The 13,743-nt window shown below is 55.2% G+C and carries 12 protein-coding genes and 1 pseudogene; 5 read left to right on the top strand and 8 right to left on the bottom strand.

Annotated elements, in window-relative coordinates:
* Nucleotides 1-55: 55 nt before the first annotated feature.
* The 5 genes from AC2FEE_RS00775 to AC2FEE_RS00755 form a co-directional block, all read right to left on the bottom strand.
* Nucleotides 56-508, bottom strand: a complete 453-nt coding sequence (locus tag AC2FEE_RS00775) for a hypothetical protein (RefSeq protein ID WP_496862402.1) — start codon at nucleotides 506-508, stop codon at nucleotides 56-58.
* Entirely contained in the window at nucleotides 505-2,568 is a 2,064-nt protein-coding gene (locus tag AC2FEE_RS00770; RefSeq protein ID WP_496862401.1) for a glycosyltransferase, read from the bottom strand. Before AC2FEE_RS00770 ends, AC2FEE_RS00775 begins: the two co-directional genes overlap by 4 nt.
* The gene (locus tag AC2FEE_RS00765) at nucleotides 2,565-3,647 is read right to left on the bottom strand and encodes a glycosyltransferase (protein WP_496862399.1); all 1,083 of its coding nucleotides are present in this window, start codon (nucleotides 3,645-3,647) and stop codon (nucleotides 2,565-2,567) included. The genes AC2FEE_RS00770 and AC2FEE_RS00765 overlap by 4 nt, the downstream gene beginning before the upstream one ends.
* Nucleotides 3,648-3,652: 5 nt before the next feature.
* Entirely contained in the window at nucleotides 3,653-3,976 is a 324-nt protein-coding gene (locus AC2FEE_RS00760) for a hypothetical protein (protein WP_496862398.1), read from the bottom strand.
* Nucleotides 3,977-4,057: 81 nt separating this feature from the next.
* Nucleotides 4,058-5,875, bottom strand: coding sequence for a hypothetical protein (locus AC2FEE_RS00755; protein ID WP_496862396.1), 1,818 nt, complete (start codon nucleotides 5,873-5,875; stop codon nucleotides 4,058-4,060).
* A 524-nt stretch (nucleotides 5,876-6,399) separates the two neighbouring features.
* Here AC2FEE_RS00755 and AC2FEE_RS00750 point away from each other — a divergent pair.
* Complete coding sequence (locus tag AC2FEE_RS00750) at nucleotides 6,400-6,573, top strand: hypothetical protein (RefSeq protein WP_496862394.1); 174 nt, start codon at nucleotides 6,400-6,402, stop codon at nucleotides 6,571-6,573.
* Nucleotides 6,574-6,650: 77 nt separating this feature from the next.
* Nucleotides 6,651-6,890, top strand: a complete 240-nt coding sequence (locus AC2FEE_RS00745) for a hypothetical protein (protein ID WP_496862392.1) — start codon at nucleotides 6,651-6,653, stop codon at nucleotides 6,888-6,890.
* Between the two features lie 286 nt (nucleotides 6,891-7,176).
* On the opposite strand, the gene AC2FEE_RS00740 is transcribed toward AC2FEE_RS00745, so the two are convergent.
* The 3 genes and pseudogenes from AC2FEE_RS00740 to AC2FEE_RS00730 all read right to left on the bottom strand — a co-directional run bounded on the left by AC2FEE_RS00740 (nucleotide 7,177) and on the right by AC2FEE_RS00730 (nucleotide 10,630).
* Entirely contained in the window at nucleotides 7,177-8,589 is a 1,413-nt protein-coding gene (locus AC2FEE_RS00740; protein WP_496862391.1) for a radical SAM/SPASM domain-containing protein, read from the bottom strand.
* 310 nt (nucleotides 8,590-8,899) lie between these two features.
* Nucleotides 8,900-9,076: pseudogene (locus AC2FEE_RS00735) on the bottom strand (IS3 family transposase); the annotation flags it as partial.
* Nucleotides 9,077-9,598: 522 nt separating this feature from the next.
* On the bottom strand, nucleotides 9,599-10,630 hold the full coding sequence (locus tag AC2FEE_RS00730) for a LacI family DNA-binding transcriptional regulator (RefSeq protein WP_496862389.1): 1,032 nt from the start codon (nucleotides 10,628-10,630) through the stop codon (nucleotides 9,599-9,601).
* Between the two features lie 113 nt (nucleotides 10,631-10,743).
* Here AC2FEE_RS00730 and AC2FEE_RS00725 point away from each other — a divergent pair, with 113 nt between their 5' ends.
* From AC2FEE_RS00725 to AC2FEE_RS00715, 3 genes are read left to right on the top strand one after another with little or no spacing between them, the layout of a single operon-like run.
* The gene (locus AC2FEE_RS00725) at nucleotides 10,744-12,255 is read left to right on the top strand and encodes a tripartite tricarboxylate transporter permease (protein ID WP_496862388.1); all 1,512 of its coding nucleotides are present in this window, start codon (nucleotides 10,744-10,746) and stop codon (nucleotides 12,253-12,255) included.
* Nucleotides 12,252-12,707 (top strand): tripartite tricarboxylate transporter TctB family protein, encoded by a 456-nt coding sequence (locus AC2FEE_RS00720; RefSeq protein ID WP_496862387.1) that lies wholly within the window; start codon nucleotides 12,252-12,254, stop codon nucleotides 12,705-12,707. The genes AC2FEE_RS00725 and AC2FEE_RS00720 overlap by 4 nt, the downstream gene beginning before the upstream one ends.
* A gap of 42 nt (nucleotides 12,708-12,749) precedes the next feature.
* Nucleotides 12,750-13,709: a Bug family tripartite tricarboxylate transporter substrate binding protein gene (locus AC2FEE_RS00715; protein WP_496862386.1), complete on the top strand. Its 960-nt coding sequence runs from the start codon at nucleotides 12,750-12,752 to the stop codon at nucleotides 13,707-13,709.
* Nucleotides 13,710-13,743: the final 34 nt, after the last annotated feature.

Below are 13,743 nucleotides of genomic sequence, written 5' to 3'. Positions count from 1 at the left end.
AGTCCTTGAAAGGGAAGCTGGTCATGTCGGGACACAAACAGGGCCCCTATCCGCATCAGGTCTCGTTTTTCTGGCCCGACCAAAAACCGATTTCGTCTCCGTCGATAATGATCGCAAGATCCCAGAACTTTCTGATTTCCGCTTCGGCGGCCAACGCCGCGGTCGGTTCATCCGGGACGCGTTCGACACGGAACCCAAACTGCTCGAACCCGCTGTACTCGACACGGCTTAGAATGACCGGGAAGACCTCTCGTTCCAGTGCCGCGGCGGCCAGAAGTCTTGCGACATTATGTGCGGACTCAAGAGGTTTCACGACCCGAATACCAATATATGTAGGGCCGCCCTTGTCATGCTCCCAAAGGGCTATGGATGGTATTAGGTCCATCTTGGGGAACACAACTTTCCCGTACGGCTTGGATTTGCGATTGTCCGCGATCAATGCATCCAGTTGAACCGGCCGCTTTGGCGAAGTCCTGCCAAGAATTTCGAACCAAGAGATGTCTGTCATTTCTCGCGCCTGACCTCTGCTAGAATTTCAGCTGCTCTCGACGCCCCCGCCTCGGGTAGTTCAATCCTGTTCAACGCAGACCGATAGCGTTCCACTTCATCGTGATCCAGACATTCCGAGACTGTCCTCTCCAGCTTCATGAGGTCTTTTTCAGTAATGATCGCGCAAAGATCGCGATCAGCCAAAGCTCTGGCACGCCGCTCCTGATTGTCCAGATAGGGGGCCGATTGCGGGATCAGGATCGCGGGGATTTTGTGATAAAGAATTTCGAGGACGGAATTGTACCCTGCCGCCGAAATAACCAGGTCTGCTGCCAGACACAGGGATGTGGCCTCAAAAGTCTGAACCACGCGTGTATTTGTCCAGCCGAACGTGGCGGGCTGGACCTTGCTGCCGGGCCAGGTCACGACAAGATGCAGACAGTCCGTCCGATCCTCCAGCATCCCGGATATAGCCTGCAGCTGCGCCGATCGGTCAGACGCCACACCGCCGCCCAGCATGCTGACGACCAACTGTTTGAACTCTCGTCCGAACCGTTCTGCAAGCCGTGCCCTAAGCCCGTCGCCTTCGTCTTCGGACTGAACCACCTTGCGAAAGATCGGACCGACATAGTGGACGTGGTCACCATAGCTGTAGGCATCGTTCAGTTCGTCGAAGGCTTCGGAAGGCACGATGACCCGATCGAACACACCCTCTCGTCGGAGCATCTTTTGTCGGGGCCGCCCATCCGGCCACAGACCTCGTCTAATCCAAACTGCCGACAGGTTGCGTTCGAGAATTACGCGGTAGACGGAATCGAAGACATGGCCGCCGTCAAAGATCAGGCTGTCGTTTTCCTGTAACGCGGCACCAAGTCGACGATATGTTAGGATATCGTTGCCGTCAGGATTGTCCGACATATCGATCCGCGAAACCAGCGGAATGCAATCAATGCCCTCGCGGCGGACAAGCGGCACGCAACTGGGAAAGGCCGCAAATACCGACGGCATGTTGTCCGGCAATGCATTCGCGATCACAGCGCACCGCTGAGCGTGCCCCAATCCCACGCCATTTGTCGGAAAGAACAAAGTTCTCTGTGCGGTCCGAACCGGTTCGCGTGTTTTGGGTGTAAGACCTGCAGCGCTTTCCAGACGGGAAATGTCCACCGTATGAAGCCACTGAGACTTTCTCGCCTGTTCTTCGATTTGCGACGTGTTGCCAAGTATTTTCCCTGTCAGATACCCATCCAGAGAAAACGGCGTCTTGGGCCCAAGCAACGCGGGCGCGCCGGAGGACACCAGAGCCTCGTCATCCGTGCAATCTATCGCAACACCCCCAGCAGCCATCAATTCGACTGCAAACGCCGCCATACGAACGCCGGCGATTCCGTGGCCAAACATCACAAGAATATCCGTCGAATTTGCCAGCGTAAGCGACGAAAGGTCGGTATACAGGTTGGTCGGCAAATCATGGAACGGCGACGCATTGATCGCCTCGTTCTGCGCTCCGCTTACGACCAGTCGCAGATTGTATCCCCCCCGGTTACTCATTCGGGAAAAGCAGGACAGAGTCTCGGGGTTGTCCAGTTCCATTGAGCCCAAAACAACCGTCACATTCGGCATCTCACGCGCGGGCCGGGGCGTTGGCCGAACGTCCGCAACCAAAGGGCTGATCGCCGAGGGCATCACCGAACGCGGCTGAAAATCCGTAAGGTCGATCACTGTTGCCTCGCGCCCAAGCGCATAGGCCAGACGCGCTTTTGCACCGATGTAGCTTTGCTGGCTCAGAAAACGACCCGTAGCGATCACCGGCACGTCGGCACCAAGCTGCTTTTGTCGAAGGGACGAAGGAAGCAGATCATCGATATCCTCGGCACCAAGCACAAAGACAGATTCGGCCTCGTGCTCTGCCGGATCGACAAGAAATCTGGCCGCCTCGTAAACTCTGCCGCGTCCTGCGTTTCCCGGCAGATACTCGGCATCGATACAGCAGGTGAAACCGCGAGCGGCAAGTTGCTCGGCAAAAATCAACTGCGCATCGAAGGATCGTAAGGAACGCGAACCGGCCTCAACGAAAATCATCTCAGGACCCCGCTATCAGCGGAAATGAATTTGGACAGTTGCGCCCTGAAATTGTCGGCGGAGTAGCGCGCAAGCGCCGATTGCGATTTGCGAACCTGTTCGTGATACCGATGCGGCTGCGCGATAAGTCCGGAAATAATCCCGTCTACTTCCGTTGGGCGACAACTGAGCACTGCGTCGCCAAACGTGACCCCTATCTCCGAATGGGTAAGAACCACTTTGCCAGCGGTCAGAGCTTCGGCAATTACGCGGCCAAAGCTCTCCTGCCAAGTCGGCGCGGTGAAATAAACGAAAAAGTCAATCATTTCAAAAAACTCATCCACCTGAATGGCGTTGAAAGGTAGCAAGGTCCAATGCGGGCGCAGAACACTGGCATCCAGCAATGCGTCCGCACCCAGGATAACGTTGCTCTGCGCATGTTCGGGAAAACACCTGTCGAGATCGGCCAGAGTCGGAAACTTCTCAAACCCGGGGCGTGAATGCCTCCCGCGGCGGTCTTCGGGCACGTCGCACGGGGGCTCAATCTCGGTTTCGCAGATGTTGAACCAGTCCGCACCCAGAACCTCCCATTGCCGGGCCACACGGGACCTGACCAACCAATCGGTTATGGTTTTCCGATTATGCGGCGAAATCGGTGCAAGCGTTTTTCTGAGCGCAAGAGCCGCCGCCTCAATCTGGTTCAGGCAGGATGAAACGTCGAACCCTTCTTCTCCGCCCGGACGCAAAAAATTCTCGTGCGTTACCACGATCAGGTCCCGCGCAAAAATTCTTGTGCTCAACGCGTCCTGAAACTTCAGAAATGCCGGATTGTGCAAGATCACAAAATCCGCGCTGACGCGAGGCGCATCCCAAATCAGCGGAATGCGCAACTCATCAAGTACACGACGCAGCACCGGCGCTATGCACTGGTCCTCTCCAAACGTCCTTGAGGTTACCGCGTGAACCTCCAACTCTCCGAACTCAATGGCCACTCGAAGCTCGGCAGCGACAGCCGCTGACGTACCGCCGGAAAACCGTGGTTCAATGATGTAGGCGATTTTCGGGCGCGAGGGACAGCTGATGGTGGCAAACACGGGCATGGGGCCTAGTGCTGCAGCGAACTTGCGCGCGAGGATGTTCCCGTCGGGGCGTCAAACGGATTGGCCGGCACATTGGAGGGATAGCCGAAATCCAAACTGCCGGCGGACGCGGCGCCATAAAAATCGCGCAGTTCCCGGGATAGCTCATCATCGCCCGTCAGCAACTCCGGGTTTCTCTCAAGGTAGGATCGCAGCGCCCTCGTGTCATTGGTTGACAACAGCTGATCAATAGCGATCAGGTGCTCAAGCGTGATCTCAGCACGCGCACCCCCTGTCGTCGCTAAAATAAGTAGCGCAGTTACAATGCCGACGAGTCTGCTATCAGTCATTTAAAAGAACCTTATCAATACTTGTTAACTACATTCACCATCTGTTTCAGTCTTTGACACTCAAGAACAAGAATACCCTTGTTAGTTCGATGTTGCCCGAAGTTTTTTCAGAACCTGGCTTCTGAGCTGGTTGACCGGGTTGTTTGCCGTAGCGCTTTGACTGCTTCGTTTGGTTGTTCGCTTGATCGGAGAACTGCTATAGCCGTTCCCGGCCAGATATAACTCCACCACTCCGCTAGTAGTTTTGGTTTTCGAATTGGTGAAGTCGCGCAATAACGCGCCGGCATCTTCTGCAAGGGCCGCGGCTTTGGCGGCATCCTGCCTGTGATAGAACCGAACGTTGGACTGCGACACCCGGTACCCGACGCGCGCCGTCCCATTCAACTCATGGCCTGTCGTTGTTAGATCGGTGATAACCGAGTCTACGGCATCCTGCGGTAGCTTGTTAGGTGCATACAGTCTGAACGCCGCTCCCGTTGCGACGGAGCTCGCTTCCGGTGGCTCGACATCAGCGCCTGGCAGCGCCACAAGTTCCACTGAAACCGAGGGCTCAGCTCGCGGCGTCTGAATGGGCGTTTGCAGCGCCTCCGGGCCAACTCCGGGGTCTTCAATCTGCGCCGATGGGTCCAATGCCACGGTCGTCAATGCGTTTTCTGTCGGATCGATTGATAGGGGCAAATCCGGCTGGGCGGCCTGAATCTGTTCCGACAGCGACCGAGGCTCTGCGGCGGGCGACAGAAGCGCAGGTTGTCTGAACAAGACGGGCTGAGTCGCAAGTTCAGGCGATCTTACCGGTGGAGTGAACGCATCTGCTGCTATTTCCATGGGATCAACAAATCCTTCTGCAGCTACAGCAGCCAGCGCGACCGCCGGGCCAAAAAACTCAGGTGCGTTTTCATAGGGCAGAAAACTTGGGTTCACCTCTCGTGTTGGCAGGTAACCCGAGCCACTCACGGGCAAAAACGGCTGCTCAAGCGCAGGAACATAAGCTAGTACGTTTGGAGCAACATTTGGTGTTGTCAATTCGGAAGTCTCTGCCGTCTCGGCCAAACCCGAAACAGGGGGTGTCAGCAAAGCAATACTGTTCAGGTCTTCGGCCTCGGCCAAACTGCTATCGGGCGAAGCTGATCGGGCCGAAGTGCTGACCACATCGGTAGAAATGACGATTTCACCTTGCGCGGACGCCGACATATCAGGTTGCAACGGAACGTCGTCCACACCTTGCAACGAAGACCTTATCTCAACATCTGCAGCTACTGATCCAGCTGCCTCTCGTGGGCTTGGTCCGGAAAGAACCCAAAATACCGAAGAAGAAACCACCGCACCAATTGCGCAGCCAAGCGCGATTAAACTCAATCTGACCTTTCGGCGCGCGCGTTGTTGAACTTCCAATTTTTGAAGAATCTTTTTGGACAGGCGAAAGTCAATCTCTTCATTAGAAAGCCTTAAACTCAGCCCTGCATCTGTCTGATCGGGGTCAGCCGAGCTATAACTGCCTCTCCGGGATATGAAAGTTCCGCCGGCTTTTTCACCAGAGTTGGTCTTTCGATCACCATTAGGCACATTGGATCCGAGCTCTTCCGACTCACCCCTGCGCCCGGCGATCGCCGCAATTCTTTTCTTCCTGGCTTCTTCAAGCTGAGTTGACCGCGCTTTCTGCCCGACCGGAGATGGCTCACCTGTGGTTGATTGTGCATCATTGCTTTGATCCGGTTTGGGGGCTTGCGTCTCCGTACTTTTCTGACCGCGCGCCGAAAGGATTTTCTCTCGCTCTATCCGAGCTTTTTCAAGCACCTTCTGCCATTCAGGGGATTGAACGAAATCATAGGTGCCCGGCGCCTGAGCAGCGCGTTTCTTGGCAACTTCTGGTCGAGTCCCTTGGCCGCTCGCCTTCGTCATGAATTACCCCCCGACTGGCCGGCGAAATAAGCTCTAAACTGTTGTAGCCCGGCAAACCCGAGCACAGGCCGGCGCGTCAAAAATGCTAAAAAATATGGTGTAGAGTATAAAAAATTGACCACTCTCTGACAAGTCAACCGGTGCCGCCAGACAGAATGTGAACACACCCGGTCAAGGTCAGGATTGCTGAACCTTGCCCCGCCAGCCCCCAATTTCAGCGAAATTTTTTTGTCTTTCAACAATTTCAAGCTGGGCTGAGGTGATTGGTAAAAGCCATATGAACGCTGTTGCGGCGTTTTTTGGTAGTTGTTTGGGCAACTAACTTAAAAACACTTCGGTGTAATGGCCCCTATTCGGAACGAACTGGACGCATTTACTCTAAACGATCACTTCGATCCCGTTCATGCCAAAGTGCTGGTGGTGGATAGGATGCTGGGGAACGCGTGCAACTATTGTCCAAGTCTTTGCATGACGGCTCGGTCAGATGGCAAAAGGCCAAGGACGTTTTGCATTAACTTCATCAGATGAAACGTCAGCATGTGGACGAGCGAGACCAGACTGTCTGGCTCCAGTTCACGGGCAGCGAACCCACAATGCATCCCCGCATCATCGATCTGCTGCGCCAGGCGTCAGCAATTGATTTCAAAGCCAGCTTGATCAGCAATGCGTCGCGGAAACCCGGTTCTGGTAAAGGATAAGCGGGTGTCTGAACAGCATCATCCTGACCTATCACGCCGAGCTCCCGGAACTGACCCACTTCATCCAGGTGGCGAAAATGAAGGTGGACCACATCAGTGTCCATATCAACGTCACGATGCACCCGGACCGCTTTGCCCAGACTTTTGAAGAAGCCCAGGAAATGCGCGCGGCGCTGCCGGCGGCTTCGATCTGGTTAAAACCGTTACGGCAGGAGTTCGGGGCAAAGCTGTACGATTACACCGATGATCAGATGCGGGTCTTTCGAAAGGACTGCCTTCGAAGTACGATCCGGTCGGTGAAAAGCCGTGCGATCTGATGCGCGACCACGCGGTCCGGACAGTGCAAGGCGTCAACCCAAATGAGTTCATTCTTAAGGCATGAACCGCTGGCGCGGTTGCAATTGCAATGCCGGGTTGGAAACCCTCCGGGTCAGAGGGAATGGCGAAGTCCATTGAGGTGTCTGAGAGGGTATCGGCCATCCGAGCGAAGAAATTGACCTGCTCCGCAAGCCGATCCGATGTACAAAGGACTTCTTTTCATGTCTGGCCGACATCCTGATTCAAAAAGAGCTTTGAATCGCCCCGCCTAAGAGAGACAACCGATCAGATGGAGTTAAGGCTGCCGAGGTCGACACCGCTCCAGGCCATGCGCGGGTCGGCCAGTACCTCAAGCAGGTTTTTATGTTCAGGATGGTCGGATGAACACACATCCTGGGTTTTGAATTCCTGCGGAGTGACATGTCCCCAATTGCGCAGCCTCAGGAAGTAGACGCCATCAGCTTTCATTTCATGGGCAAGATCGACGAACGCAGGCATTTCCCTGTAATTCGCGGTCTGCACGACAAAGTCCAAACGCAACGTATCAATATCACCACGCGCGTTCAGGTCGCCCAGGAAGTGCAGGTTCCTTCTCAGTATCGAGAAATCGCCACCGCGGCGCAGCACGCTATACGTGTCGGCCTGCGCCGCATCGATCGACACCCACACAGACGAAACTTTGTCCCATAGTCCAAGATCGTCCCATGCCCTTTCATTGGCCAGCAATCCGTTGGTGTGTAGTTGAATGCGCCGCCCTGGTGGACCTGACTGAGTCAGCCGCCCCAGGAGATGGCGAAAGTGCCTGCTGCCAAATGGATCACCAGATCCAGTCACCTTGATTTTCGTGGCCTTGCTGACCAGCGGCAGAAGGTGGTCTTCAAAGACACGATTCAAACGTTCCGTGTCTTTGTGCGGCAGGTTGATCAGCTGCGTTCGGCAACTGGGGCAAGAGATGTTGCAGGACCTGTCATGAGACAGGATGACCCGATCGGGACCTTGCTCCAGCTCCAGTTTCAAGTTTTGCGTTTCCGGGGTGCGAGCCTGGAGCCTGCGACCGGCAATCTGTGGACAATGCCACCGGCTGCAATGCGAGAAATCACCGTCACGTACGGATCGCCTGATTTCACGTGCCCGGTCGGAATTCCAGAAGCCGCCCTCGTCCGCCGTTTCAAGGCGACCGATCGGAACCGGTTGCCATGCCGAACAACAAAAATGCACTTCACCGTTAGTCCGCGTTTCCATTTCTCGAAAAGGCGCCGGGCAGGTGCGCGTCCGAAGCCAGCGGTCGGTTTCGGTTTCCAGATCCGTCGACGTCTCGCGGGCAGCATCAATGAGCCGCTGCGCCATGAGGTCGTGGTGATCGCGGCTTACAACCTCGCGCCCAAGCGTTTCGGTTGCCTGCCATTGCCCCTTCTGAAGCTCGAGCCACCCGGCGACCAACAGAGTCAAAATCTCATGCTTTGTTGCGTTGTTCAAAACCTGTGCGACAAACCGATCCAACAAATCCTGATCGTTGTCTTTCTTTATGGATTCTGCGCATTCGATCACCAAGTCTTTTGCATGAGCACCGGGACCCTCGAGAAGTCTACGCCGCCTGAGGTAAGTCGCGTTTTTTTCGCAAAGCGACTCGATGATTTCTGCACAGTCGACATCGCCTGTGTCGTAAAGCAGTTTAGTGTTGTTGCGCGTTGTAGGCATTGCGGCTGATATAGTGACAGACCGCGACATCAAATCAAGTAAGCGTTTGGACGACACAAATATCGGCAAGGAAATGAAAAAAGCGAACTGGGACTCTGTGCTTGGCTTGCATCAGGAGCACCGCCCAAACAACCTCTGCCGTCACGGCGCCCACGTGGTTCCGAGTGTTACTTTGATCACCGATCAGAACCCGGCCTCATCCGAGCAAACCGCAACTGACATGCTGCGTGTACTGTCCAGGTTACTCCGATCCGGGCGGTGAGGCGCCAGCCCTCCTATTGCGGAGTACCCCATGCCCCCCGACCAACATCTGGTCAACGAACTTCGGTCCGCTACCACTTCGTACACATGCCGGTGGCCCTCTCAGGTTGAACGTGTTGGCCAAAGCGTAGATCACATGGGTCGAGTTCAGCCTGCGCTGCACCCGAATACTCAGGCACTCCCGGTTGAACTCGTCGAGGATGTTTAACGTTCGGAACGCTTTGCCTTAGTCGGTGCGACAATGGCCGACAAGCATATCAACTTGCCGCAGCTATTGAACTATTTCTTCCGGCTTGTTTTTCTTGTTCGCCATTCTCGGTCCTCTGTTTCTCAAAAATAACGGTGGTCCAAATCAAATAGGGCACTCCAGTTTTGAAGTCAGGTTTAAGTCGGCCCAGAGCCGACGTTCATTAGCCAACCCAGATTCTGCGGTCTCCGCCCACTTTGCCGCCATTATCTCCCCACGAGGTGAGATGCCTAACAAACTTACACATCGCGCAACAAAGTGTCTGTTTTCCTGCCCATGGATAGGGTTGTTCCCACGCCAAAGCCGACATGCAAACTCGTCACCGCAGGGCGGGAACCTGACATTTGCTGCAAGTGTGACATGACTTCGCTCGACAATAAAAACGAAATTTAATTCAATAGGTTTCCTGTCAATCTATCATACCAAGTCGATTGTTCGTTGTTTTTAGCCAAGCACTTAATACTTGTATGTTCTACGGGGAAATTGGCTTGCCTAAGACTATTAACAAACCACCACCGGACCAGATGTTCCTCTTACGACGCGCTCCAATTCGCAGCAAATTCTAAATGGCTCTGGATCGTCAGAGGTAATGTAGTCGGTGAACCTTTCGCCAGCCAGCTTTCCGATGGCTTCTGCAGGGATGCGAATGGTCGTGAGCCCCGGTTCAACATCCGCAGATCCTTTGAAATCACCAATACCGATTATTGACAGGTCATCAGGAACCATCAAACCGAGGCTCTGGGCCGCAAACAGTGCACCTTGCGCAATTACGTCATTCCCACACAGCAGAGCCGTAGGGCGAGAGCGTTCAGACAAAAGGGACAAAGCTGCCTGCTTGGCCTGAGATACACTGTATGGGGCCTCCGACTCATGTTCACTCGGAACGGAAATACCCATTTCGCTGAGCGCATCATGGACGGCAGATAACCGATGTTGAGCTCGGTCATTACCCGAGGTTTTGGGAAAGATCAGCCCAATATCGCGATGCCCCAAGTCCAGCAGATGCTCAGCCGCCAGACGCCCCGCCAGCCGATTATCAGCTCCAACGCAGGGAAGCTCGGAATTCTCCGAATAGTTCCAAATGGCAAGAGCCGGTATTTTCTGTTGTTCGATCAGCCGCGCGGTAGGCTCGGAATGCTCCAATCCGACAAGAGCCACTCCGTCCACACGATGCTCCAGAAGCTTGCGAACCATCGCGTATTCCCGATCGAGGTCATATCCATGCGACGCCAGCAACAGGCTGAACCCGGCTTTATCGATCGAATCTGAAAAGGCCTGAATGACCTCGGCGAAAATGGCGTGGTTGATCGTAGGAACGACGAGACCGACAGTGCCTGATCGTTTGCCATGCATCGTTTGCGCAGCCCGATTGCGGATATACCCCAGCCTTTGCACCGCTCGGTTGATCTTTTTTCGAGTCGCGGGGCTGACCAAGTTAGGGTGATTGAAGGTACGAGAAACTGTGGATGGCGATACTTTTGCGGCCTTTGCAACCGCTACAATATCCACCTTACCCTTCTGAACATTAGACATAATATTCTCCCGCCCGGTCGAATTTATGAAAACATTTGCAATACTATTTTCATCGCCTACCCTGATTTGTCAACAAAAGTAAAAGTGTGAACCGACGGGTTGGGAGGCCCTGAATGGAATTCATTTATTACTTCGGAGACGTATTCACGCCGCTGTCGTTTTTGCTGCTGTTGGGCGGCACGATTGGGGGGCTGATCCTGGGTGCGACGCCAGGTTTGTCACCTACGATGGCCGTCGCGCTTCTGATCCCCTTTACCTTCCAACTTGAGGCGGCACAGGGGCTAATCCTTTTGGGCGCCGCCTACACCTCAACCGTTGCTGGCGGTGCGGTTAGTGCCATTTTGCTCAAGATCCCCGGCGCGCCGGCCAACATAGCAACGACGTTGGACGGACATACCATGGCCAAACAGGGTCAGGGTGCACGGGCGCTGCAACTGTCGTTTCTGGCATCGGCGGTGGGTGGCATCTTTGGTGTGCTCCTTTTGATCTTTCTAACCCCGGTTTTGGCCAAATGGGCGCTGGCATTCGGTCCCTCTCACCTGTTCTGGCTAGCTATTCTTGGTGTAACGGTGATCGGGACGCTGGATTCCTCCTCGGTGGTCAAAGGTTTGCTTTCGGGCTGTATCGGGTTGTGGCTGGCCACCATTGGGTTTGACGACATCATGGGGGCGCAACGCTTCATCTTTCACCCTGCTTTGGGCGGAGGCATCAACATCATAGCCGCGCTGATCGGTCTGTTCGCGATCCCCCAGGTGTTGACGATGTTTGCAAAGGGTCGCCGTAACACGGGTGCCGAAGTCATCGAAGTGCAGAGCCATTCGATCATGGCGGCGTTTCGCGAGCTGTTCAGCCGTACCCGAGCCCTGAGCATCGGCACATTGACAGGTTCCATCATCGGCCTGATCCCGGGCGTTGGTGGACAGATCGCCGGGTTGGTCGCCTATGATCAGACCAAGAAATTCTCAGCTGAGAAAGACAAGTTCGGTACAGGCCATTCCGAAGGCGTGATCGCTGCGGAATCCGCAAATAACGCGATGGTCGGCCCGTCTTTGGTGCCGCTGCTAACCTTGTCGATCCCGGGTAGCCCAACTGCCGCCGTTCTGCTGGGCGGATTGCTGATCCATGGAATCTTCCCGGGCTCGGACCTGTTCGACAACCACCCTGACGTGGCCTGGACCTTCATCAATTCCATGCTGATCGGCCAAGTCCTGATGTGCATCTTTGGCCTCTATGTCGCCGGTCTGGCCGCCCGCGTTGCGCAGGTTCCTCAGTCGGTTATGGCAGCCATCGTTCTGGCGCTGTCGGTCTTCGGGGCCTACTCGGTGCAGGGCTCGATGGGTGATGTCTATGTCATGGCCTGCCTTGGTATCGGCATGTTCTTCCTTGAGCGTTTCGGTTTTTCAGCGGCACCACTGGTGTTGGGGCTGATCCTTGGACCCATCGCTGAAGCCAACTTCATTCAAGGCGGGATGATCGCTGACGCGACCGTGGGCAAAGCTTCGTATTTCCTGACCGGTGGATTGAACCTGTTGCTGATCGCGGTGGTGCTGGCCTCAATCGCCTACTCGGTTTGGATGGAACTGCGCCACCGTCGCTACACCACCAAAGAGGAGGCACAGGCATGAACCGCTCGCAACATATGATTGGGTCCGGTCTGGTCTTTGCTGTTGGCCTTTGGGTGACTTGGGTCAGCTACACACAGCAACCCGCTGAGGCGTTCCTGTTCCCGCGTCTCATTGCATCGGTTTTTGTGGTTCTGGCTGGCTGGACTTTTGGCAAAGCAGTGTTGGGATTGTCCAAGGTCGGGAACGGCGTGACGCGTACGATGTTCATAAACATGCTGCCGGGGCTGGTCGTAACGTTGATCTACGTTTTCTGGGCGGCAAAGTCGCTGGGTTTCTACACCGCGACGACCATCGCGTTTTTCATTCTACTGTCAATCTATGATCCAGCCCCGCATTCCGAAGCCAAAACCTGGGTCAAGCGCGGCGTCATAACTGCAGTCTTTGTAGCGGTGATGTACGGGCTCTTCGCCATGCTTCTGAACGTTTACACGCCAAGGGAAATTCTGTTCTGACCGCACAGGATGCGGGTGAGCTAAATTAGGGAGGAAACGCAAATGAAACACATACTTGCAGGGGTCGCATTGGCCCTAATAAGCCTGACGGGCGCGTCTGTAGCCGAGGAATACCCCGAACGACCGATCATGATGATGGTTAGCTATGGCGCAGGAGGTGCTACAGATTTTCAGGCGCGGATTGTCACCATGACGTCTGGGAACGAGGACGCTTTGGGAATGCCCATCGCAATCATCAATAAACCTGGGGCAGGCGGGCGCGTGGGTTGGAACTGGTTTGCAACTCAGGCCGACCCGGATGGCTATACGCTGGCGGCCTATAACGTCCCGCATTTCATCGCCCAGTCGATAAAAGGCGGTGTGGAGTATTCAACCGACAGCTTTGAGCCCATTGCAAACTGGGGCGCCGACCCGGCGGTCTTCGTGGTGGGTGCCGACAGCGAGTTCAACTCGATGGAAGATGTGGTCGCATACGCCAAGGAAAACCCCGGCAAGCTGACGGTATCCGGAGCGGGCCTGTTTGTGGGCCACCACATTGCAGCCCTGCAGATCGACAAAGCAGCAGGAACCAAGATGGCATACATTCCGACCAAAGGCGGCGGGGCCGCAGCCATGAAAGCGGTGATCGCGGATGAAGTCATGGGCGGCATCAACAACCTGTCGGATGCGTACCGCGCGCAAGAGGCGGGCAACGTCAAAATCCTTGGCGTCGCAGATCTTGAACGCAACGCGTTCCTGCCGGACGTTCCGACGATGATGGAACAGGGGCTGGAGGTCGACAATTCATCGGTCAATTTCCGGGGCGTGATGGTGCCAAAAGGTACACCGCCCGAGGTGATCGATAAACTGGCGGCAACGGTCCCGGAGATGTTTGCCAACGACCGTGTGGCTAAAAAAATGGAGGCCGGTGGGTCCCCCATGCACATCATGACGCGTGAAGAAGTGATCGAGATGTGGGCAAAGCGCCAACAAACGCTAAACGAATTGCTGGCCGGTCTCTGATCCGGTGATCAAAACGGGGCGGAGCAGATCCGCC

This window comes from Ruegeria sp. YTSC199 (genome assembly GCF_059609725.1).
This window is presented reverse-complemented; position numbering and strand designations above follow the sequence as displayed.